A 22,043-nucleotide genomic window follows, 5' to 3' on the forward strand; every position below is an offset into this window, starting at 1 on the left:
GTATTGCTATTGTTGCCGGAAGTATTGCTATTATTGTCAGCAGAATTGCCGTTATTCTTCTGGATGCCATTTGATGAACTAGTGATGGATGGAGTGTCATTAGGCTGGTTGTTGCTGCAAGCCGCCAAGCTCAGGGCGATAATAGTTGCTGCACTTACTTTTTTGAAAGACATAGATATTTCCTTTGCAATGAATTGATTGATAATTAAAATGTAGATGTATTATCAAATAGTCATTTAAAAATATCAAGTAAATAATTTACAAAAATAATTAATTTGTTAAATTACGAGGTATTTTGTTATTTGTAGCCTTTATATAGACGGAGAATTAGGCATTAATTACAAAAAGGTCGTCTGAAAACGGAAATCTCGTTTTCAGACGACCTTTTTTGCCTTTATCCTTCAAACCGCTGCTGTTTCAGGTTTGACCTTGCTTTTCTTAAACTTCAATACGGCTTCTTCTTTTGCTGCATCCCAGTCTATACGCACGAAGCCGCCGTCGGCGAGTTTGCCGAACAGGAGTTCGTCGGCGAGTGGTTTGCGGATTTTTTCCTGAATCAGGCGGTGCATCGGGCGCGCGCCCATTTGCGGGTCGAAACCTTTTTCCGCCAGATATTTGCGCAATGCTGGCGTGAACTCGGCTTCGACTTTTTTGTCGAGGAGCTGGTGTTCGAGCTGGAGCAGGAATTTGTCCACGACTTTGGTGATGACGGGTTCGGACAAGGGCACAAACGGGATAATCGCGTCCAAGCGGTTGCGGAATTCGGGCGTGAAGAGTTTGTTGATCGCCTGCATTTCGTCGCCGCGTTCGCGCTTGGCGGTAAAGCCGAGGCTGGGGCGGCTGAGGCTTTCCGCGCCTGCGTTGGTGGTCATAATCAGGATGACGTTGCGGAAATCGGCACTCTTGCCGTTGTTGTCGGTCAGTTTGCCTGCGTCCATGACTTGCAGGAGGACGTTGAAAATGTCGGGGTGAGCTTTTTCGATTTCGTCCAAGAGCAATACGCAATGCGGCTGCTTGTTGACGGCTTCGGTCAAAAGGCCGCCTTGTTCAAAGCCAACGTAGCCCGGCGGCGCACCTATGAGGCGCGATACGGCATGGCGTTCCATGTATTCGGACATATCGAAGCGTTGCAGCGGTACGCCCATCGAATAGGCAAGCTGTTTGGCGACTTCGGTTTTGCCGACGCCGGTCGGGCCGGAGAAGAGGAAGCTGCCTATCGGTTTGTCGGGCAGGGCAAGGCCGGAGCGCGACATTTTGACGGCGGCAACCAGCGCGTCGATGGCATTTTCCTGACCGTAAACCATGTTTTTCAAATCGCGGCCGAGGAATTGCAACACTTGTTTGTCGTCGTGCGACACGGTTTTTTCAGGAATCCGCGCGACTTTGGCGATGACGGTTTCGATTTGCGCTTTACCGATGACTTTTTTCTGTTTGGATTTAGGCAGAATCCGTTGCGCCGCGCCTGCTTCATCCATCACGTCGATGGCTTTGTCAGGCAGGAAACGTTCGTTGATGTAGCGGGCGGAGAGTTCGGCGGCGGCTTCAAGTGCGCCTTGCGTATAGCGGACTTGATGGAAATCTTCAAACATTGGCTTTAAGCCGCGCAGGATTTGCACGGTCTCGGAAACGGTGGGTTCGACCACGTCAATTTTTTGAAAGCGGCGGCTTAAGGCGTGGTCTTTGTCGAAAATGGTGCGGTATTCGTCGTAAGTGGTCGCGCCGATACAGCGTAATGAACCTTTCGCCAATGCGGGTTTGAGCAGGTTGGACGCGTCCATGGTGCCGCCGCTGGTACTGCCCGCGCCTATGATGGTGTGGATTTCGTCGATGAACAAAATGGCGTGCGGGATTTTTTCAAGCTGTTTCAAGACGGATTTGACCCGCGCTTCAAAGTCGCCGCGGTATTTCGTACCCGCCAAAAGCGAGCCCATATCCAGTGCGTACACTTCGGCATCTTTGAGCGCGTCGGGAATGTCGCCGTTGACGATTTGATGTGCCAAACCTTCCGCCAGCGCAGTTTTGCCCACGCCTGCTTCGCCGACTAAAAGCGGATTGTTTTTGCGGCGGCGGCACAGGATTTGCACCAACCGTTCCATTTCGTGTTTTCTGCCGATTAAGGGGTCGATGCGGCCGGCTTTGACTTCGGCGTTGAGGTTGACGGTGTAGTCGGAAAGGGAGCCGGTTTTCTGTTCTGCTTCCTCACCCTCGCGTCCCAGGCCGTCTGAATCATTGCTGTCTTCGTCATCGGGCGAGCCATGGGCAATGCAACGCAAAACTTCAAAGCGCGTAATGGATTGCAATTTGAGGAAATAAACCGCATGGCTTTCGGATTCGCTCATCATGGCAACCAAAATATCCAAAGGCTCTACTGCGGCTTTGCCGGCAGACTGGGTATGCACCATCGCCCGTTGGATGACGCGTTGGAAGCCCAATGTCGGCTGGGTTTCGACCGTATCCAGAAGATGATCGGGAATTTGCGGCGTATTTTCGGCCACGCTGGCGGCCAGCTGCTCGGACAGGACTTTCAAATCCGCACCACACAGCTTCAAGACGTTTGGCACAGCCGCATCTTCTTCTATCAGCACCAAAAGCAGGTGTTCCAAGCTGATAAACTCATAACGCGCGTTGCGTGCTTCACGGTAGAGCAGTTGCAGGATGTGTTCCAATTCGGGTGAAAGCATGGTTTAAACCTCTTCGACTATACATTTGAGCGGATGCCCTTCAGCTTTGGCGCGTTCCATGACCTGATGTTGCTTGGTTTGCGCAATATCGCGCGTGTAGGTACCGCACAGGCCTTTGCCTTCGTGGTGCACCAGCAGCATGACGGCCACGGCCTGTTCCTGTGCAAGCATAAAGACTTCGGTCAGGATTTCGACGACAAATTCCATGGTGGTGTAATCGTCGTTCAATAAAAATACGCCGTAACGTTTCGGCGGCTGTGTGTTGATATCGCTGAGCAGGGTATCGGATTGGTGGTCGGTATTCGGATGGTTCATGATCTTAGTTTCAGTTTTCAGACGCCTGTTTTAGAGTGCAAACCGTTTTCTGTTGTATTTCGGCCAATTTTTTCTATTTTCCCACTTTTTTGAAAACATAGCTTGACGTTTTGTCTTAACAAATGTAAAAAGACGGTTAAGCAGAAGTTGGCACTCGACCGCGTAATAAAAACGGGGGAGAAACGCTGAACGTTTTAGTTTGCTGTATGCCTTGTTTTGCTGATTTTGTTAATTTTTAAGTATAGGAAGTTTCTAATGGCAACCGGTATCGTAAAATGGTTTAACGACGCTAAAGGTTTTGGTTTCATCACTCCTGATGAAGGTGGCGAAGATTTGTTCGCTCACTTCTCAGCGATCAACATGGAAGGTTTCAAAACCCTGAAAGAAGGCCAACGCGTGTCTTTCGACGTAACCACCGGCCCTAAAGGCAAACAAGCTGCTAATATTCAAGCTGCTTAATCAAATGCGCGGCGTAAGCCGTAAAATCATGGCGGGGTTTCCCGCCATTTTTTATGGGCGTTCGAGTTAAAAATTATGAATCCAAATTCATCTTATCAAAATGCTTTGAACCAGTTGGACGAGCTTATCCGTCATTTCCGCAGCGAAGGCGAAGTCAGCTGCGCCGTTGCCGAGCGTGAAGACCAAATCTTAATCCGCCTTGCCGATTTGAAACTGGATTTGCGCCCTGAAGATGAAAAAGCCATTGCCGATATAGACCGCTTTTACCGCCGCCATGTTTTAAGCGAATAAACGTTTCAAAACCGTTTGCCGTTTTAATTTTTAAGCATGCCTGATAAAATAGGCCGTCTGAAAAGTTTGTAAAGAATCAGCACAATGAGTATTGCCAATAATAAAAAAGCCTTTCACGATTTCTTTATCGAAGACCAAATCGAAGCCGGTATAGTATTGGAGGGATGGGAAGTCAAAGCCATCCGCGCTGCACGCGTGCAATTAAAAGAAAGCTATATCTACTGGAAAAAAGACGCATTTTATTTGGTGGGCTGCCACATTACCGCATTGCCCACTGCCTCGACACACGTCAAACCCGACCCTGTCCGTCCGCGTAAGTTGTTGTTGAAACAATCGGAAATCAATAAGTTAATCGGCAAAACCGAACGTGCCGGTTATACGATTGTGCCTTTAAACCTGCATTACACCCGCGGTAAAATCAAAGTGGAAATCGGTTTGGCCAAGGGTAAGAAACAGCATGACAAACGCCAAAGCCTGAAAGAAGCGGATTGGAAGCGTGAGAAACAACGTTTGATGAAAAACGTACGTTGATTTTTTCAGACGGCCTTTGTATAAAGGCCGTCTGAATATTTATTGTTTGAACATTTTAAAAGGAAAACAGATGAAAACCATGATTTTAGCGGCGGCTTCAGCCGTATTGTTGCTGGGCGCGTGTTCTACGACCGAACAAAGAGTATTGAAACCTGAAGAGCTGACCAGCATCAAACATGTCTGCATCATTCAAAACGCAAAAGTAAGACCGCATGATTTGGATCGTGCTTTGTCCAAAGCTTTGGCAAAACGCGGCATTGGCAGCACGATTGTAACCGCAGACAACCGCGGCAAACTGTATGATTTTTCTTGCCCGTATAACCTGCGTTACAAAACCAAAGGCAATAACGAAATCTTGCGTAAAGGCGTATTTGTGTTGCGAAGCACCAAGTACGCGGTTTCTACGGTCAGCTACTCTTTGAACGATGAAAACCACTTCCGAACCAATCCTGATTTGGTGAAACAGGCCGAAGGCGTTGTGGCCAAATTGTTGGAAAAAAACAGCAAATAAAAGCCAGAATAAAAAAACCGGCTTGCCGTGATATGGAGAATATCGGGCAAGCCGGTTTTATTTTCAGACGGCCTTAAATGGATTTGATTTTTTCCCAAAGGGTTTTGACCGTACCTTGATAGTAGGTTTCAGAAGTGCAATAGACTGTTTCTAAAGCACATTGTCCTTGAGAGCCGTATTTTTTGATGCATTGGTTCAAGGCAATTTGATGCACGGTTTTGAAACGTGGGGAGGTAATAGCCACTACGTTTTGAGCAGTCAATTTGCCCATGGCTTTAGGGTAGGCAACAGCGATACAGGTGTTGTGCAGAGGGACAACTGTTTTACAGCCTGTTGCTTGGCCTGCGCTGATACCGGCTAAGGCATCTTGGCCTTTGCAGAATGTTTCGAGTTCTGCCGTCGCATCCAGTTGGGTGGCATTTTCTTTGGTGGTTTTGATTTGCAGCGCTTCATTGCTGTCGGCTGGGTTTTGCCACATGGCCAGGTAGCCGTAAGTGTCGGCAGCCAGGGCGGCAGGAGTCAGTGCGCAAAGGATAAGTGTCGTTAGTGTTTTTTTCATGTTTGTTCCCTGTTTGTTGGGTATTTGTTGTCATTATAAAGCAAAAGTACTTATTTGATATAAATTTGCCATTAAAATGAAATTCAGTGTGGCAAACAGATAATAGGCCGTCTGAAATTTCAGACGGCCTGTTAATGATGTTTCAAAGAATAGGGCGCAGTTTAGAGATTCATGCGCCGTGGCGGTCGAGCCAACGTTCGGCATCAAGCGCGGCCTGACAGCCGGAAGCCGCGCTGGTGATGGCTTGACGGTAGGTGTGGTCTTTGACGTCGCCTGCCGCCCATACGCCTTCGATATTGGTGGCGCCGACATTGTCGCCGGTACCGCCTTTGGTTTTCAAATAGCCGGTTTCATCCATATCAAGTTGGCCTTTGAAGATGTCAGTGTTGGGTTTGTGGCCGATAGCGATGAAAACGCCTTTTACAGCGATTTCTTCAGTGCTGCCGTCATTGTGTTTCAGGCGTGCACCGGTAACGCCGCTTTCGTCGCCCAAGATTTCATCGACCGAGCTGTTGAGCTTGAGGATGATTTTACCTTCTTCAACCCGTTGCATCAGTTTGTCCACCATGATTTTTTCGGCGCGGAAGCTGTCGCGGCGGTGAATCAGGGTAACAGTGTTGGCGATATTGGCAAGGTAGAGGGCTTCTTCTACAGCGGTATTGCCACCGCCGACTACAGCAACATCTTGTTTTTTATAGAAGAAACCGTCACAAGTTGCGCAGGCGGAAACGCCTTTGCCGGCAAAAGTCTCTTCGCTTGGCAAACCTAAATATTTGGCGGATGCGCCGGTAGCAACAATGAGTGCATCGCAGGTGTATTCGCCCATATCGCCTTTGAGGGTAAACGGACGGTTTTGCAAATCAACGGTGTGGATTTGGTCGAAAATCATTTCAGTGCCGAAGCGTTCGGCATGAGCTTGGAAACGGGCCATTAGTTCCGGACCTTGTACGCCTTCTGCGTCGGCAGGCCAGTTGTCCACTTCGGTGGTGGTCATCAGTTGTCCGCCTTGCTCAACGCCGGTAATGATTACAGGGTTAAGGTTGGCGCGGGCGGCATAGACGGCGGCAGTATAGCCGGCAGGGCCGGAGCCGAGGATGATGAGTTTGTGATGGTTGCTCATGATGGTTTCCTTGCTGATAAATGATTGAATTTTGTCGTGTCTACGCTTTCAGACGGCCTAAATTCTACTTGAATCTGCCGCCGTCTGAAATATGTTTGTCGTTTGGGTTTAGTGACTGTCTTTCCATTGATAGTATTTTGAACCGAGGTAAGAACCGAGTTTGCGCAGGAATGGTTGGGTGATGATATTGCTGTGGCGCAGCTGCTCGAAAGGTTTCAGACGGCCGTCATCACCCATGATAGCTTCGGCAATTGCCAAACCGGCAATGCCGGTAATTGCCATGCCGTGTCCGGAGTAGCCTTGTGCAAAGAAAACGGTAGGGGCGAGACGGCCGAAATGTGGGGCGAGGTTGCGCGTGATGTCGCATTCGCCGCCCCAGGAATGCTCGATTCTGACATCGGCAAGTTGCGGGAAAACTTTCAGCATGTCTTGGCGGACGAGTTCGGTCATGCGGTCTGGATCGTCGATAAATTCGTTGTCTTTGCCGCCAAAGAGCAGGCGGCCGTCGGCGCTGAGACGGTAGTAGTCGAGGACGTGGCGGTTGTCGCAGATGGCCATATTGTTGCGGATCAGGTCTTTGGCACGCTCGCCCAGAGGCTCGGTGGCGATGATAAAGGTGCTGATGGCAATGGCTTTTTGTTCCAATACTTTGAATTTCGGGTGTAAACCGGCATAAGTATTGACGGCATAAACGAGGTTTTTGCACTCAACGCTGCCATTGGGTGTGTGTACCAGCCAGCCGTTATCGCATGGCTCGATACGTGTCATCGGGGATTGCTCAAAAAGTTGTGCGCCTGCATCGGCTGCCGCTTTGGCAATGCCTAGGGTGTAATTGAGCGGGTGCAAGTGGCCGGATAAAGGATCAAATTGCGCGCCTTGATACATATCGCTGGCAAGTTGCTGCTTCAGCGTGGCTTTATCCCAAAGCTGGTAATGGCTTGCGCCATAATGTTTTTGGGTGTGTTCGTGCCATTGTTGCAATTCTTCCCAATGCTGAGGACGGACGGCGACGGTCGCATAGCCGCGTTGCCAATCGCATTGGATATTGTGTTTTTGAATGCGCGAGTCAACCAGTTCAACGGCTTGCAGGGATTGCTGCCAGAACCATTGGGCCTGTTCTAAGCCGACTTGTTTTTCGATCTCTTCCATGCCGCAGGCAAAGTCGCTGATGACTTGTCCGCCGCTGCGGCCTGATGCGCCGAAACCGATACGGGCGGCTTCAAGCACGATGACTTCATGGCCGTTTTCGGCAAGCGGTAGGGCGGTGCATAAACCGGTCAAGCCGCCGCCGATAACGCAGGTTTCAGTTTTCAGACGGCCTTCGAGCGTCGGATAAGACGGATGGGGATTGGCTGTGCTGACATAGTAGGAAGGAAGGTATTCTTTGAAGCTGGGATTGATCATGATTTGGGCTTTAGGTTGGTTTTAACTTCATTGAAAACAGGTTTTCAGACGGCCAGGAATATGGGCTTAAGTTTAGGCTGTCTGAAAGGATTAAATGCAGTTAATAAAACAGGCTGTTCCGACGCTTTATCGGACAGCCTGTCTGCATATTAGGCGGCTTTTTCGGCTGCCAGTTTTTCTTGGCGGTAGGCTTCGGCAGCCTCGCGTTCCCGTTTGGTCGCCTGACGCATCATCCAGTAGTTGACGACAATAACCAGCGTACCGATGATACCGATCAGGATGGTTGCCAAAACGTTCATCTGAGGGTCAAGGCCGAGTTTGATTTTGGAGAAAATTACTTGCGGCAATGTCGATGAACCCGGGCCTGACAGGAAGGAGGTAATCACCAAGTCATCCAAAGACAGGGTAATGCCCAAGAGGAAGCCGGAAGCAATCGCAGGGGCAATCAGCGGCAGGGTAATCACGAAGAAAATCTTCAGTGGACGGGCGCCCAAGTCCATAGCGGCTTCTTCCAAGGATTGATCCAATTCTACCAGGCGCGAGCGGATGACGACGGTAATGTAAGCCATGCAAAGCGTGGTGTGGCCGAGGAAGATGGTGAAGAAACCGCGATCGAAGTAGAGCGATTGCAGCAATTCACTGCCTTGCAGGAACATTTGTACCTGAATAATCAGCAGCAGCATGGACAAACCGGTAATCACATCAGGCATCACCATAGGCGCGGAAATCATACCGGCAAACAGGGTGCTGCCGCGGAAACGTTTAATCCGTGCCATAGCGTAGCCTGCCAATGTGCCGAGTGCCACGGCGGCAAGCGAGGAAACGATGGCGATACGCAATGACAGCCAGGCAGCTTCCAAGATGGTGTCGTTTTCCATTAATGCGCCGTACCATTTGGTTGAGAAACCGCCCCAAACGGTAACCAGTTTGGATTCATTGAAAGAATAGATGACCAAAACCACCAGCGGAATATAGAGGAATGCCAGCGAGAGCAGGAGCATCAGTTTCAAGAACCAGGATAATTTGGTTTTCTGCATTATTTGCCTCCTTCTTCCAATTCGCGGTTTTCATAGTGTTGGAACAGGGCAATCGGTACAACCAGCAGGGCAACCATGATGACGGCGACGGCAGAAGCCAGCGGCCAGTTGTTTTGGTCGAAGAATGCCTGCCACAATACTTTACCGATCATCAGGTTTTCAGAACCGCCCACCAATTCAGGAATCACAAATTCACCGACGGCCGGTACGAAGACCAACATAGAGCCTGCGATGATGCCGGTTTTGGACAAAGGCAGGGTAATGGTAAAGAACGATTTGATCGGACCTGCGCCCAAGTCGGAAGCGGCTTCGAGCAGACGGTTGTCCAGTTTTACCAATTGTGTGTACAGCGGCAAAATCATAAACGGCAAATAGGCGTAAACCATCACCAAATTCAGCGAAAACGCATTGTAGAACAAGTCTAAAGGCTCGCTGATGATTCCGTATTTGATTAAGAAATTGTTGATGATGCCGTTGTGTCCCAATAAGCCCATCCATGCGTAAACACGCAGCAGGAAAGAGGTCCAGAAAGGCAGCATGATTGCCAACAGCAGGCCGTTGCGCGCAGCCGGATTGGCGCGTGAAATGGCATAAGCGGTCGGATAACCGATCAACAGGCAGATGATGGTTGTCGTCAGCGCCGTCTTAATCGAAGACCAGTAGGTCATCAGATAGATATTGCTGTTTTCACTGTCGCCAAACGGATTGAGCGTATTCCAAAAGTTTTGGAAAATGTCGGCGTAGTTTTGATAGCTGATGGCAATGTTCAGACGGCCTAAGTCTTCATCAATCGTTGTCAGCGGCGTAAATGGCGGAATGGCAATTTCTTGTTCGGCAAAGCTGATTTTCAATACGATGGCGAACGGAATCAGAAACAGAATCAAAAGCCAAATATACGGCACGGCAATCACTGCACGCTGGCCGGGGCGGCGGAACAGTTTGTTTTTCAGTTTTTTAAGGTTCATTGCATTTCCCTCAAATTAACTGAACAGAGGTGTCGGTTGGTTTTCAGGCCAGCTGATGTAGACAGTCTCGTCCCAGGTCGGCGGCGTAATGTTGCGCACATACCAATAAGGTGCGGGAACTTGGCTCTTAACGACACGGCCGTTGGCAAGTTTGATGTGGTAAATCGCGAAGCTGCCCAAGTAGGCAATTTCTTTGACTGTGCCTTGGGCCCAGTTGTGCGCGCCCAAGTGTTCTGGTTTTTCTTTATGCAAATCAATATCTTCAGGACGGATGCTGATCCAAATTTCATGGTCGTTCGGAACGCCCAGGCCGTGGTCGATGCGGACGTGGTTTTCCAAGCCGTCACATTTGACGATAGAGAAATCGGCGCGGTCGTCAATAACAACGCCGTCAAAAATATTGGTTTCGCCGATAAATTCGGCGGTAAAGCGGCTGTTAGGATAGTCGTACACGTCGCTAGGTGTGCCGACTTGGCGCAATTGGCCGTCGGACATAATGGCAATACGGGTCGCCATCGTCATCGCTTCTTCTTGGTCGTGGGTAACCATGATGCAGGTCACGCCGACTTGTTCCAGCGTGTTGACCAATTCCAGTTGGGTTTGTTGGCGCAGTTTTTTATCGAGTGCGCCCAAAGGTTCGTCAAGCAACAGGATTTTCGGACGTTTTGCCAGGCTGCGCGCCAAAGCGATACGCTGTTGTTGGCCGCCGGAAAGTTGGTGCGGCTTGCGTTTGGCGTATTTGGTCATTTGCACCAGGCGCAACATTTCTTCGACGCGGGCGTCGATTTCGCCTTTAGGCATTTTGTCTTGTTTCAGGCCGAAAGCAATGTTTTGTTCAACACTCATGTGCGGGAACAGAGCATAGCTTTGGAACATCATGTTGATTGGGCGCTCATACGGGGCAAGCTTGGTAATGTCTTGACCGTCGAGAATGATTTTGCCCTGATTGGGGCTTTCCATGCCTGCCAACATACGCAGCAGTGTGGATTTGCCACTGCCTGAGCTGCCCAAAAGAGCGAAGATTTCGTGTTGATAGATGTCCAAGTCGATGTTATCGACAGCGTAATTGTCACCAAACTTTTTCACCAAGCCTTGGATTTGCAAATAAGGTTTGGCTGAAGACGCAGTGGTTGCGGTCATAATGGCAATACTCCAAAAAGAAAGACGAGTACCGGCAAAACGGATTTTCGAATGGGTGATAAAAAGCTGTTTGATTGCTGGCGGGAGTCGGACGGAGGCCGTCTGAAACTCTTGTAAAGCGCACGGGCAGCGTGGATAGAAAGCAGTTTAAGCCTCAGCTTTTGCTCTCGGCAAACTCAATATTATATTAGCCTAAGCCTCATAGGGGCAATATGAAAATGCTTGTAGCGGCTGATTTGAAACAAATAGGAAAGGAAAGGCAGGCAGGGGAACAGGATAGCGAAAATGGGTAACGTTGTTTTTCTGCACAAAAGGATTTAATTTATATTCAAATGTCTTAAAAAATAATTCAAGATAGAATAAAATACGCAAATTGCATTAATTTTAATAAAGTTGTGCGGATTGCGTTTTATGCGGGCAAGATGGTTTTGTTCTGAATAAAAAAACAAATCCGTTATATGAATAAAAAGGGAAAACATGAGTATCAAAGAATGGCCCGAGGGGGAGCGGCCGCGTGAGAAGCTGTTGGAGCGCGGCGCGGCGGCATTGAGTGATGCGGAGTTGCTGGCGATTTTATTGCGTGTCGGAACGCGCGGCATGAGCGCGGTTGATTTGGCGCGTTATTTGTTGAGCGAGTTCGGCAGCTTGGGAAAGCTGATGAGTGCGGATGCCAAAACACTTTCTGCTTGCAAGGGCATGGGTTTGGCGAGCTATACTCAGTTTGCCGTAGTCAAAGAAATCGGACGGCGGATTTTGGGTGAGGATTTGCAGGAGCAGATGGTGTTGTCAAACCCGAAATCGGTTGCGGATTATCTGCGCCTGCATCTTGGGCATGAAAAAATCGAGGTCAGCGTTGCCTTGCTGCTCAACCGTCAAAATCAATTGATTGCGGTACGGGAATTGTCGCGCGGTACGGTGGCGGAAAACACGGTTTATATCCGTGAAATCGTCAAATTGGCATTGGATGAATACGCCGACAGTTTGATTTTGGCACACAATCATCCGGGTGGTTCGGCAAGGCCGTCTGAATCTGATGTGCAGTTTACAGAGCGTTTGAAACAGGCTTTAAGTTTGGTGGATATTACGCTCTTAGACCATTTTATCGTAACGGCAAAAGAAACCTGTTCTTTGCGTGAACAAGGCTATATGTAAGGATGAATGTTCAGACGGCCTCAGTAAGATGGGTTACCTTACCAAGGCCGTCTGAAGGATTATTGCGTTACTTCATCGGAGGACTCTTCCTGATAGATGATTTCTTCCGATTTTGGCTTTTCTTTGCTCTTTTCTTTTTCTTTGTCCTTGTCTTTTTTGCCGTCAGGAATGGCGGCATCAATCACTGCCCCCGTTCCTTTGACAACCAATTTTCCAGCAGTCAGGACAGTTGTAGCAGCCAAATCGACAGCCGCGCCTACGACGCAGCCGTTAAGCGTCAGGCAAAGGGCAAGTGCCGGAAGCAGGTGTTTTGTGCATCTCAATGGCTGCATCCGCAGTGTCCTTCGTGATGATGGCCGCATCCGAGTGCTTCTTGCCAAGCATCATCGTCGCCGTCAAATTCTTCAACTTCGTCAAATTCGCCGTTTTCTACCATGCTTACCAGCTCTTCCAGGCTTTCTGCGCCTTCTACCCAAAAGCAGGGAATATCGGGCGGTGTGTCGGGGGCAAGCAGGGCGGCCTGTTGGTCGTGCCAAGCAATCCAATAGCCGTTTTGCGTTTGTACGAATACGGCATCGGGATGGATGGTTTCGTTTTCAGTATTGACCAGCATTCTGGCGGCGATATCGGTTTGAAAAGGTAAGGTTTGCATGATGGTTTGAGAATGTGAGAAAAGGAAGTATTGTAACATGGCAAAAACAAACGCACCGTCTGAGTCAGGCGGTGCGTTTGTATCTCGGCAACTTGGGTGCGGACGGTTTAAGGTGTCGGCCGCACCGGAAATATCATTCCGTTTAGATTATTTGTCGTCGTTGTTTGCTAAAACAAAGCGGTAAATAGCCGCGCCAACTGCTGCGCCGGCAATAGGGGCCAACCAGAACAACCACAGTTGTTCAACAGCCCAGCCGCCTTGGAACAAGGCAACGCCGGTAGAACGTGCAGGGTTGACGGAAGTATTGGTCACAGGAATGCTGATCAAGTGAATCAGGGTCAGACCCAGGCCGATGGCGATAGGGGCGAAGCCGGCCGGAGCCAGTTTGTCGGTAGAACCCATGATGATGATCAGGAAGAATGCGGTCAGTACGAATTCGATCAGCAACGCGGCCATCATGTCGTAACCGTTAGGAGAGTGTTCGCCGAAACCATTGCTGGCAAAGCCGGAAGCAACAGCATCAAAACCGGTTTTACCGGAAGCAATCAGATACAGAACACCAGCAGCGGCAATCGCACCGATAACTTGGGATACGATGTAAGGCAACAGGTCTTTACCGTTGAAACGGCCGCCGATGAAGAGGCCGACGGAAACGGCAGGGTTGAAGTGGCCGCCGGAAATATGGCCGACGGCGTAAGCCATGGTCAGTACGGTCAAGCCGAACGCCAAGGCGACACCGGCAAAGCCAATGCCGAGTTCAGGGTAGGCTGCTGCCAATACTGCGCTGCCGCAGCCGCCGAATACCAGCCAGAAAGTGCCGAAAAATTCTGCAAAATATTTTTTCATTTGTTTTTCCTCGTAAAGGGTGGGGTGTTGCCGAGGGCATGAATCATAATAATATTGTTTCTAATCGAAAAACGGATTTACCTGTTTTTTCCGGTCTTGACAAAAGGCTGTCTGAAAATAGTGACAAACGGGTAGAGATATGCATTTTGCAGGTCGAGTTTGGTTGATTGAACCTTGTTTTTTGTGAAGCAAATGCCGTTAATGCAAAAGCATTTAGATTTGTAAGAAATGTTGTTTATAGATTACTTATTTGCTTGTTTATTTGATTGGAATCTCTGAACCATATCTGATTTAAAAAGGCCGTCTGAAAAGTTTTCAGACGGCCTTAATTTTAAACAAGGATAAATTAATCCAGATGGTCGCTGCTTTGCGCCAGGATGGTGCGGTTGCCGTTGTTTTCCGCCGGGGAAACAATACCGTCGGCTTCCATTTGGTCAATCAGGCGGGCGGCGCGGTTGTAGCCGATGCGCAGTTGGCGTTGGATATTGGAAATGCTGGCTTTACGTGATTTCAAGACAACGGAAACGGCTTCGTCATACATGGGGTCGAGGTCGCTGTCGTTGTTGCGGCTGGTACCGGTAAAGTCTTCGGCCGAACCGTTGCTCAAAATATCGTCGATATAATCGGGTGCGCCGAATTGTTTCAGGTATTCCACTACGCGGTGTACTTCGTTGTCGGAAGCGAACGCGCCGTGTACACGTTGCGGATAGCCGGTGCCTGGTGGCAAGAACAGCATATCGCCTTGGCCGAGCAGGTTTTCCGCGCCCATTTGGTCAAGAATCGTGCGACTGTCGATTTTGCTGGACACTTGGAAGGCAATGCGTGTCGGAATATTGGCTTTAATCAGGCCGGTGATGACATCCACGCTTGGGCGTTGGGTGGCAAGAATCAAATGGATGCCGGCTGCGCGTGCTTTTTGGGCGAGGCGGGCAATCAGCTCTTCAATTTTCTTACCGGCGGTCATCATCAGGTCGGCAAATTCATCTACGACGACCACGATAAACGGCAGTTTTTCCAATGGCTCAGGGTCTTCGGGCGTAAGGCTGAACGGGCTGCCGGTTTTTTCACCACGCGCGGAGGCTTCGGCAATTTTTTGGTTAAAGCCGGCAAGGTTGCGCACGCCCATAAAGCTCATCAGGCGGTAGCGTTTTTCCATTTCGTTGACGCACCAGTTCAGGGCGTTTGCAGCCAGCTTCATATCGGTTACGACAGGGGCGAGCAGGTGCGGAATGCCTTCGTAAATGCTTAATTCCAGCATTTTCGGGTCAATCATAATCATGCGCACGTCTTCCGGCGTTGCTTTGAAGAGCATGGACAGAATCATGGCATTCACACCCACGGATTTACCCGAACCGGTCGTACCGGCAACCAGCAGATGTGGCGCTTTGGCCAAGTCTGTCACAACAGGCTGGCCGGTGATGTCTTGGCCGAGGGCGAGGGTCAGTTTGGATTTAGATTCGGTAAACGCAGGCGAATTGAAGATTTCGCTCAAGCGGATCATTTGGCGTTTCGGATTAGGCAATTCCAAGCCCATGCAGGTTTTGCCGGGGATGGTTTCCACCACGCGGATGGAAGCCACGCCAAGCGAGCGTGCCAAGTCTTTTTCAAGATTCAAAACGGCACTGCCGCGCACGCCGACATCAGGCTCAATCTCGTAGCGTGTAATGACCGGGCCAGAATATGAGTCCATCACTTTGACTTTAACTTTGAACTCGGCCAGTTTTTCTTCGATGGTAATGCTGTTTTCCAGCAACTGTTCTTCAGTTTGCGAGGCGCTCGGGTCAAACTGCGGCGGCAGGAGCAGGGCAGTGGTCGGTAGAAGCGCATCGGTCAGTGTTGTTGAAGTCGGATGAACTACGCTTGGCATACTCTCTTGAACGCTTGGTTCTACGGTTTGCACAGGTGTTTCAACGACTGTCTGTGTATATTCAGACGGCCTTGCGATTGTTTCAATAGATTCAACAGGTTCAATCGTTTCAACCGCTTGAATCGCTTCTGCTTCCGCTTGTACAGGAGCTTCCGGCTCACCATCGAATTCTGTTTCTTCGACGGCAGATTCGCTGATTAAATAATCGCGGATACTGCGTTCAGGCTGATTGCTAACATGCGCATTGACTTGTGCATCAAAAATCGGCACTTGGATTTTATGTTCAAAAGCAGGCGGCTCGGGGATGTCAATCGGCGCAATCGAGGTTTGGAAAACAGGCGGCTCGGGAATATCGGTTTTAGCCATAGGGACAACCGGTACGGCAGGCGGCTCGACTACGGTTGCGTTTGGCGCGGCAGGTTGGGAGATATAAGGGGATTTTTTAACAGGCGCAGCCGGTTTTGGACGGGACGGCGTTGCCGGTGCGGCAGGTTGTGGTGCAACAGCTTCCGTGGCAGCTTGTTTACGCGCCCATCTTTCGGCGGCCGCTTCGGTATGGCGAACTTGACGGCGCAAGCTGGCAGGACGGCTGATTTGTCCCAAGTTGGCCAGAATTTCGTCATTTTCGATGGTGCGCGGAGAATAGTCGCGTAATGGGGCGACGGCCGCGGCCAGTTTGTGGCGCGCGGCGGTACGGCGGGCAAGGTTGTCGTGAATATCTTCCGCTTGGATTTCAGAAGGGAATGCCTGCGTGGAAGTATAGGGGAGGACGGCTTCTTTTTCGGCAGTTCTTAAGGCCGTCTGAACGGTTTCGATATGCGGCGCATGGGCTTCTGCCACGCGGACATTATTGGCGCGCGCCAAGGCACGCTCGCGTGTGCGGCGCAAGATAGGGTCGTTGTAGTCGATGATTTCCATGCCGGTCATCGGCAGGGATGAAGCGCGTAACAATGGGGTTTCAACTTCGTCTTTGTAAATCGGCGCATTTTTTTCGGCCAAATGCTCGTTCCATTCTTCAACCGCCGCTTCGTGCAGGGAACGGGTGGCTTCTTCTAATGTGATTTCTTCAAAATTGCTGTTTTGCACCAAAGACGGGCTGTATTCGGGCGTTTCCATTTGCGCAAACGGCGTGATTTTGGGAATACGTTCCGGCTTGGCAGATTTGCGGGTTTTAGGCGCAACTTTGATTTCTTCTTCGGTCGTTGCGATGTGTTCCGGCTCTTCGGCAACGGGCTCTGCTGCGTACTCTTCGTCTGTTTCGGCGTGTTGCATTTTATTGTGTTCGAGCGCGGAAAGCAGGCGGATGCGGGCGATTTTATGGTTGTCGGCGGTGCGCTTGTTCATGCTGAACAAACGTTTCAGGCTGTCCAGTTGGCTGGCAAAACCGACCGGGCTGTCTTCTTCGTTGATTTCTTCTTCATCGCCACTGAGTCGTGCCAATTCTTGGCGCCACTTTTGCTCTTGTTTCTGGCGCCACCAGAACAATCCGGCTATGACAGCCAGCAGAATTAAAGCCAATATTGTCCAAAGCATGCGTCCATCCCCTTAATTAAACGGCAAAGTCCGTTATTCTAACGCTTTTTTCAGGTAAACAAAACCAGCCGAAACAAGCTTTAACGGCAAAGGCAGACAGGATTGTCAAAGCTGTGGCTTGAGGCGCGTATAATAGGCCGTCTGAACATTTTGCGGATGAGAAGATGATTTTTCAAAACGGATGGTTTCCCGTTGGTGTCGTGATGGCGGCATGGCCTGTATTGCTGGTGATTTTTGCTTTATGCGCAAAGCAGGCATGGGTGTCGGTATCGCAGCATCGTTCCGCATTTTTGTTGGCTGCCGTGATGTTGCCGCTGGCTTGGAGTTTGAATGCCTCTCCGGAAAGCGGACAACTGGCCGGCATGAGCTATCATTTGCTCGCCTTGAACCTGACGGCTTTAATGCTGGGCACCTCTGCTGCGTTCTGCATCAGCGTTTTGCTGTTTTTTCCATATTTATGGCTTTGGGGCGATTGGCATATGTTCCCCATCAACGCCTTGTCCGTATTGCTTCCGCCTTTGTTGGTGAACTTGGGTTTTCGCCATTGGGTGTCGCGTTTGCCTGCCAATATCTTTATCTTTATTTTTCTGAATGGTTTCTGGGCCGCGGCGGTCGGCATGGTGTTTACCGGTGTGGTTTTGGTCGGTTTGTTGGACTGGGCGGATGTGTTTGATACGACGGTATTATGGAAAACCGCTTTTCCTGTTTTCTTCTTAATCGCTTGGGCAGAGGCATTTTTGAGCGGTATTTCAACAGCCATTTTTATTGCGCTCAAGCCGCAATGGATTTGTACTTTTGATGACGGCAGGTATTTGAAATCTGCGCCTAAGATTTGGCAATAAGATATGAAGGCATCTTTGTGTGGTTTTCAGACGGCCTCATGACCGGATGGCCTGTTTTCAATTAAATTTTTAACGTGTTATGTTTGCTTATATTTTTCCCATTATTTGCGGTGCCGCTGTCGGGGCTGTATTGCGTTGGCTGTTTGGCTTGGTGCTGGTGTCTTCTGCGCCTTTTTCTATCGGTACATTGGCGGCAAACTGGCTGGGCGCGCTGCTGATCGGCGTATTGGCAGAACTCTTAACCGATCCGCAATGGCGTTTGCTTTGGATTACCAGATTTCTCGGCAGCTTGACCACATTTTCAGGTTTTTCAGTGGAGATGGTGGGTTTGATGCAGGCGCAACGCTGGGGCATGGCTTTGATGGCAACCTGTCTGCATGTTTTCGGTTCGTTTGGTTTGACGGCGCTGGGGATTAAATTGGCGCAGATTTGGAAGTAAGCAAAAGTCACAGGGTGCAAAATTGCACCCTGTTATTTTTTATAGGTATTCAATCAATGCCAATAGGTAAACAGACGGTTTCTTGACAATAGGTTTTGCCGAATTCGCTTAAATGCGCCGGTTTGTAGGCGGCAAAGGTGTAGGTCAGGTCTGCGCGGAATGTGTCGGGATCGGCTTCGGCGGTGTCGCAGTTGAGGCCGGTGGGAATATCGAGGGCGACTTTCAGGCCGTCTGAATGATTGAGTTGGCGGCAGAGGGCGGCGATTTCGGTTGGAAGCGCGCCGTTGAAGCCTGTGCCGAATATGCCTTCGATAATGATGTCGTAACCGTTTTTCAGACGGCCTTCCAGTTCTTGGACGGATATCAATTCAATATGGGGCAAACCGTTGAGGCGTTCCCGATTGGTTTGAGCCAAAGGGGAGAGGTTTTCTCCGAGTGAAAACAGAATGTCGATGTGCCAACCTTGCGCCTGCATATATCTTGCCATGACTAGGCCGTCGCCGCCGTTGTTGCCTTTGCCGCAAACGATCAGGGCGCGTCCGGCTTGAGGATGACGCTGCATGAGGTCTCGGGCGGCAGAGCTGCCGGCGTTTTCCATCAGTTGGTCGAAGCTCGTGCCTTTGTCGACGGCTGCTTGTTCGCGTTCGCGCATTTGGGCGGCGGTATAGACTTTCATGATCGGCTCTCTTTGCAGGAAGTTATTGGTCGGCGGTATTCATCAGGCGCAAGGCTTTCAGACGGCCTATTTCTTTTTGATATTCCACCAGCCCGATAAATGTGCCGTCTCGGCTGTACACACGGATGGGCTGTTTGGCGGAAATGTCGTCGGTGAACTGGGGACGTTGGCCGTGTTTGAGCATGGTAACGGCGTAGTCGTTTAGCTCAAGTTTGGGGAAATGTTGCACCAAAACATCGCAAGGCAGCAGCAGGGCATCGCGTTCGGCTTCGTCCAATTCTGCCAAGGCTTCGAGCGTGTGGCTTTGGGCAATGGTAAAGCCGGCGGTTTCAGTACGGCGCAGGGCGGTCAGGTGGGCGAATGTGCCGATGTGTTTAGCGATGTCTTCACTGAGGGTGCGGATATAGGTACCCTTGCTGCAACGTACGTCTATCACGGCTTTGGGTGCATCAAATTCAGTGATATTAATGGAGTAGATGGTGATGTCGCGCGCTTTGCGTTCGATGACGATGCCTTTGCGTGCGTATTCGTACAGCGGTTTGCCTTCGTGTTTGAGGGCGGAAAACATGGGCGGCACTTGGCGGATATCGCCTGTTAAGGCATGACAGGCCGTCTGAAATTCGGACAATGAAATATCGGCGCGTGCGGTGGCGATGATTTCGCCTTCTGCATCGCCTGTGCTGCTGGCTTCGCCCAGTTTCAGCGTGGCGGTATAGGCTTTGTCGGCATCAATCAGATATTGGGCGAACTTGGTCGCTTCGCCGAAGCAAACAGGCAAAAGCCCCGTGGCCAAAGGATCGAGTACGCCGGTATGCCCGGCTTTTTCGGCACGGAACAAGCGCCGTGCTTTTTGCAGGGCGGTGTTGCTGGAAAGGCCTTCGGGTTTGTCAAGGAGAAGAACGCCGTTGACCGGGCGTTTGGTGGGTTTGGCTGTCATATTAAGCGGGGGGAGTGTTAATGTTCAGGCCGTCTGAAAGCATTCAGACGGCCTGTGTGTTTTAATCAATCAGTCTTCAACCGGTTTTTCCGCCGCCACTTGGTCGATCAGGCTGGAAATACTCATGCCGCGTTCGAGTGATTCGTCGTATTTGAAGTGCAGCTCAGGCGTTTTGAAGAGTTTGATGCGTTTGGCCAATTCGCTGCGCAAATGGCCTTTGGCGTGCTCCAAAGCTTCTTCGGTGATGTCGCGTGTGCTGTCGTCGAGGACGGTGTAGAACACGGTTGCGTGGCTGTAATCGCGGGTAACTTCGACTTCGTTGATGGTGATGAAGCCTGCGCGCGGATCTTTCAGGCCGGTGCGGACGAGTTCGGCCAGTTCGCGCATGATTTGTTCTTTGACACGGTCTTGGCGGGCGTAGCCGCGTAGGGGTTTTCTCATGGTTTTCCTTGATGTATGGCAGGCTGTCGTTTCAGACGACCTGCGGTTTGGATTTTGAACAGCTGCCTATTATAACGGAGCGCGGTTTATTGTGCTTGAACCGAGAAAGGCATATCGATTTTTTGCCATTGCGCGCTTTCGTAGTCCAGCGCATCGGCGATAAGGGGGTGTTGCTCCAGCCATTGGGCGTTGATGCGCAAGATGAAGCTGTGGTTGATTTCATCGACGCGAAGCTGGGTTTGCGGCGGTAAATCAAGCGGCAGGCGTGAGCGGCAGAAGAGGGCAGCCAGGCGCAGGGACAATACGGCACACCACATGATTTCGTTGTTGCCGATAATGTCCGCCATTTTCTTAAGGTCGCCGCGATGGCCGATAACCAGTTGCGCCAAAATGGTTTGCTCTTTGCGTGAGAAGCCCGGCATATCGGCGTTTTCGAGAATGTAGGCGGAGTGTTTGTGATAACCGGTATGGGCGATATCCAAACCGATTTCATGCAGACGGCCTGCGCGGCTGAGGTATTGGTTCCACAGGGCAAGTTCTTGAACAGTTACGTTTTTGGCGTGGCACAGGCTGTTCATGAAGGCTTGCGCGGTATCGGCAACGCGTTTGGCTTGGTTGAGGCTGACGTGGTAGCGTTTTTGGAACTCGGCCGTTGTCTGCTCGCGCATATCGACATTGAGGCTGCGGCCGATTAAGTCGTAGAACACGCCGTCGCGGAGGGCGGCTTCGGTAACGGTCATTTTAGTCAGCGAGAGTTCGTCGAAAGCGGCCATCATCACGGCCAACCCGCCCGCAAAAACTTCGACGCGTTCAGGTTTGAGGTTTTCAAATTTGGCTTTTTTAACCGAACCGGCTTCGATAATCCTATCGGCAAGATAACGCATGCCTTGGGCGGTAATATCGGCTTCTTGCGGCAATTCGGCCGCCAAAACGTCGCGTATGGATTTTGCCGAACCGGACGTGCCGATAGCGAAATCCCAACCGGTACGCTTCATCAGTTTGCTGATGCGCTGGATTTCGATACGCGCGGCGGAAACGGCGGCTTGGAAATCTTTGGCGGTCACTTTGTTTTGGAAGAAGCGCATGCTGTATGTTACGCAGCCCAAAGGCAGGCTTTCTGTGGTCAGCGGTTGCAAATCCGAGCCGATGACAAATTCGGTCGAACCGCCGCCGATGTCGATAACCAGCATTTTGTCGCCTTTGGGCGGCAGGGTATGCACTACGCCGGTGTAAATCAGACGTGCTTCTTCGCGGCCGGCAATGACTTCGATGGGGAAACCCAGCGCCGCTTCGGCACGGGGCAGGAATTGGGCGATGTTTTTGGCGACGCGGAAAGTGTTGGTGGCCACCACGCGCACGTTTTCAGGTTGGAATCCGCGCAGGCGTTCGCCGAATTTTGCCAAACATTCCAAGGCTTGTTCTTGAGAGGCTTCGCTCAGGTTTTTTTGTTCGTCCAAGCCGGCGGCAAAGCGTACCATTTGTTTGAAGGAGTCGATGACTTTCAGCTGGCCGTTGTTGTTTTCACAAATTTGCAGGCGGAAACTGTTGGAGCCCAAATCGACGGAGGCTAAAACGTTGGCGGGAGTGGTGGTCATAAAAAATACCGCTTGATTAGAAAAACCTAAATGTTACTTGAGGCGGTATC

At 50.5% G+C, this 22,043-nt stretch carries 24 protein-coding genes; 8 read left to right on the forward strand and 16 right to left on the reverse strand.

Translation table 11 applies throughout. From position 1 onward, the window contains the following. Positions 1-198, forward strand: a 198-nt coding sequence (locus tag HMPREF2596_RS11375) for a hypothetical protein (protein WP_168167168.1), incomplete at its 5' end; no start/stop codon positions are given. Positions 199-401: 203 nt separating this feature from the next. Here HMPREF2596_RS11375 and clpA read toward each other — a convergent pair. Together clpA and clpS are read right to left on the reverse strand one after the other, a co-directional pair. After that, positions 402-2,681 carry an ATP-dependent Clp protease ATP-binding subunit ClpA gene (gene clpA / locus HMPREF2596_RS03565; protein WP_070849672.1) on the reverse strand — a complete coding sequence of 760 codons (2,280 nt, stop codon included), beginning with the start codon at positions 2,679-2,681 and terminating at the stop codon, positions 402-404. A gap of 3 nt (positions 2,682-2,684) precedes the next feature. Continuing rightward, entirely contained in the window at positions 2,685-2,996 is a 312-nt protein-coding gene (clpS, locus tag HMPREF2596_RS03570) for an ATP-dependent Clp protease adapter ClpS (RefSeq protein ID WP_003679561.1), read from the reverse strand. Positions 2,997-3,251: 255 nt separating this feature from the next. On the opposite strand from clpS, the gene HMPREF2596_RS03575 reads away from it, so the two are divergent. From HMPREF2596_RS03575 to HMPREF2596_RS03590, 4 genes are all read left to right on the forward strand, one after another. Continuing rightward, positions 3,252-3,455 (forward strand): cold-shock protein, encoded by a 204-nt coding sequence (locus tag HMPREF2596_RS03575; protein WP_002217533.1) that lies wholly within the window; start codon positions 3,252-3,254, stop codon positions 3,453-3,455. Between the two features lie 75 nt (positions 3,456-3,530). Continuing rightward, positions 3,531-3,746, forward strand: a complete 216-nt coding sequence (locus HMPREF2596_RS03580) for a hypothetical protein (RefSeq protein ID WP_003746135.1) — start codon at positions 3,531-3,533, stop codon at positions 3,744-3,746. A gap of 84 nt (positions 3,747-3,830) precedes the next feature. Further along, positions 3,831-4,277: an SsrA-binding protein SmpB gene (gene smpB, locus HMPREF2596_RS03585; protein ID WP_049348437.1), complete on the forward strand. Its 447-nt coding sequence runs from the start codon at positions 3,831-3,833 to the stop codon at positions 4,275-4,277. Between the two features lie 70 nt (positions 4,278-4,347). Beyond that, on the forward strand, positions 4,348-4,788 hold the full coding sequence (locus HMPREF2596_RS03590) for a hypothetical protein (protein WP_070849674.1): 441 nt from the start codon (positions 4,348-4,350) through the stop codon (positions 4,786-4,788). A 73-nt stretch (positions 4,789-4,861) separates the two neighbouring features. Here the strand turns inward: HMPREF2596_RS03590 and HMPREF2596_RS03595 are convergent, their stop codons facing one another. The 6 genes from HMPREF2596_RS03595 to potA form a co-directional block, all read right to left on the reverse strand. Next, positions 4,862-5,347, reverse strand: coding sequence for a DUF4189 domain-containing protein (locus HMPREF2596_RS03595; protein ID WP_070849676.1), 486 nt, complete (start codon positions 5,345-5,347; stop codon positions 4,862-4,864). 169 nt (positions 5,348-5,516) lie between these two features. Further along, positions 5,517-6,467: a thioredoxin-disulfide reductase gene (trxB, locus tag HMPREF2596_RS03600; RefSeq protein WP_070849677.1), complete on the reverse strand. Its 951-nt coding sequence runs from the start codon at positions 6,465-6,467 to the stop codon at positions 5,517-5,519. 108 nt (positions 6,468-6,575) lie between these two features. Beyond that, positions 6,576-7,871, reverse strand: coding sequence for an NAD(P)/FAD-dependent oxidoreductase (locus HMPREF2596_RS03605; RefSeq protein WP_070849679.1), 1,296 nt, complete (start codon positions 7,869-7,871; stop codon positions 6,576-6,578). 149 nt (positions 7,872-8,020) lie between these two features. Next, complete coding sequence (locus HMPREF2596_RS03610; protein ID WP_003679574.1) at positions 8,021-8,908, reverse strand: ABC transporter permease subunit; 888 nt, start codon at positions 8,906-8,908, stop codon at positions 8,021-8,023. Beyond that, positions 8,908-9,873, reverse strand: coding sequence for an ABC transporter permease subunit (locus HMPREF2596_RS03615; RefSeq protein ID WP_070849681.1), 966 nt, complete (start codon positions 9,871-9,873; stop codon positions 8,908-8,910). Before HMPREF2596_RS03615 ends, HMPREF2596_RS03610 begins: the two co-directional genes overlap by 1 nt. Positions 9,874-9,888: 15 nt before the next feature. Further along, entirely contained in the window at positions 9,889-11,013 is a 1,125-nt protein-coding gene (potA, locus tag HMPREF2596_RS03620) for an ABC transporter ATP-binding protein (RefSeq protein WP_003746147.1), read from the reverse strand. Between the two features lie 477 nt (positions 11,014-11,490). On the opposite strand from potA, the gene radC reads away from it, so the two are divergent. After that, a complete protein-coding gene (gene radC, locus HMPREF2596_RS03625) occupies positions 11,491-12,165 on the forward strand; it encodes a RadC family protein (RefSeq protein ID WP_003746150.1) in 675 nt (224 codons plus the stop codon). Between the two features lie 59 nt (positions 12,166-12,224). Here radC and HMPREF2596_RS03630 read toward each other — a convergent pair whose 3' ends face one another. The 4 genes from HMPREF2596_RS03630 to HMPREF2596_RS03645 all read right to left on the reverse strand — a co-directional run bounded on the left by HMPREF2596_RS03630 (position 12,225) and on the right by HMPREF2596_RS03645 (position 17,063). Next, on the reverse strand, positions 12,225-12,497 hold the full coding sequence (locus HMPREF2596_RS03630) for an NF038104 family lipoprotein (RefSeq protein ID WP_070849683.1): 273 nt from the start codon (positions 12,495-12,497) through the stop codon (positions 12,225-12,227). Then, a complete protein-coding gene (locus HMPREF2596_RS03635) occupies positions 12,485-12,817 on the reverse strand; it encodes a hypothetical protein (RefSeq protein ID WP_004520787.1) in 333 nt (110 codons plus the stop codon). The genes HMPREF2596_RS03630 and HMPREF2596_RS03635 overlap by 13 nt, the downstream gene beginning before the upstream one ends. 147 nt (positions 12,818-12,964) lie before the next feature. Further along, the gene (aqpZ, locus tag HMPREF2596_RS03640) at positions 12,965-13,663 is read right to left on the reverse strand and encodes an aquaporin Z (RefSeq protein ID WP_049359809.1); all 699 of its coding nucleotides are present in this window, start codon (positions 13,661-13,663) and stop codon (positions 12,965-12,967) included. A 346-nt stretch (positions 13,664-14,009) separates the two neighbouring features. Beyond that, on the reverse strand, positions 14,010-17,063 hold the full coding sequence (locus HMPREF2596_RS03645; RefSeq protein ID WP_070849684.1) for a DNA translocase FtsK: 3,054 nt from the start codon (positions 17,061-17,063) through the stop codon (positions 14,010-14,012). A 164-nt stretch (positions 17,064-17,227) separates the two neighbouring features. On the opposite strand from HMPREF2596_RS03645, the gene HMPREF2596_RS03650 reads away from it, so the two are divergent. Together HMPREF2596_RS03650 and HMPREF2596_RS03655 are read left to right on the forward strand one after the other, a co-directional pair. Next, positions 17,228-17,905, forward strand: coding sequence for an energy-coupling factor ABC transporter permease (locus tag HMPREF2596_RS03650; RefSeq protein WP_070849686.1), 678 nt, complete (start codon positions 17,228-17,230; stop codon positions 17,903-17,905). Between the two features lie 79 nt (positions 17,906-17,984). Beyond that, the gene (locus tag HMPREF2596_RS03655; RefSeq protein WP_070849688.1) at positions 17,985-18,344 is read left to right on the forward strand and encodes a CrcB family protein; all 360 of its coding nucleotides are present in this window, start codon (positions 17,985-17,987) and stop codon (positions 18,342-18,344) included. A 49-nt stretch (positions 18,345-18,393) separates the two neighbouring features. On the opposite strand, the gene HMPREF2596_RS03660 is transcribed toward HMPREF2596_RS03655, so the two are convergent. The 4 genes from HMPREF2596_RS03660 to ppx form a co-directional block, all read right to left on the reverse strand. Then, complete coding sequence (locus HMPREF2596_RS03660; protein ID WP_070849690.1) at positions 18,394-19,020, reverse strand: NAD(P)H-hydrate epimerase; 627 nt, start codon at positions 19,018-19,020, stop codon at positions 18,394-18,396. A 22-nt stretch (positions 19,021-19,042) separates the two neighbouring features. After that, a complete protein-coding gene (gene truB / locus HMPREF2596_RS03665) occupies positions 19,043-19,957 on the reverse strand; it encodes a tRNA pseudouridine(55) synthase TruB (protein WP_070849691.1) in 915 nt (304 codons plus the stop codon). Positions 19,958-20,026: 69 nt separating this feature from the next. Then, positions 20,027-20,398, reverse strand: coding sequence for a 30S ribosome-binding factor RbfA (gene rbfA / locus HMPREF2596_RS03670; protein WP_070849693.1), 372 nt, complete (start codon positions 20,396-20,398; stop codon positions 20,027-20,029). A gap of 86 nt (positions 20,399-20,484) precedes the next feature. Continuing rightward, complete coding sequence (ppx, locus tag HMPREF2596_RS03675) at positions 20,485-21,993, reverse strand: exopolyphosphatase (protein WP_070849695.1); 1,509 nt, start codon at positions 21,991-21,993, stop codon at positions 20,485-20,487. Positions 21,994-22,043 lie beyond the last annotated feature (50 nt).

Source organism: Neisseria sp. HMSC078C12 (assembly GCF_001838065.1).
Taxonomy (GTDB): domain Bacteria; phylum Pseudomonadota; class Gammaproteobacteria; order Burkholderiales; family Neisseriaceae; genus Neisseria.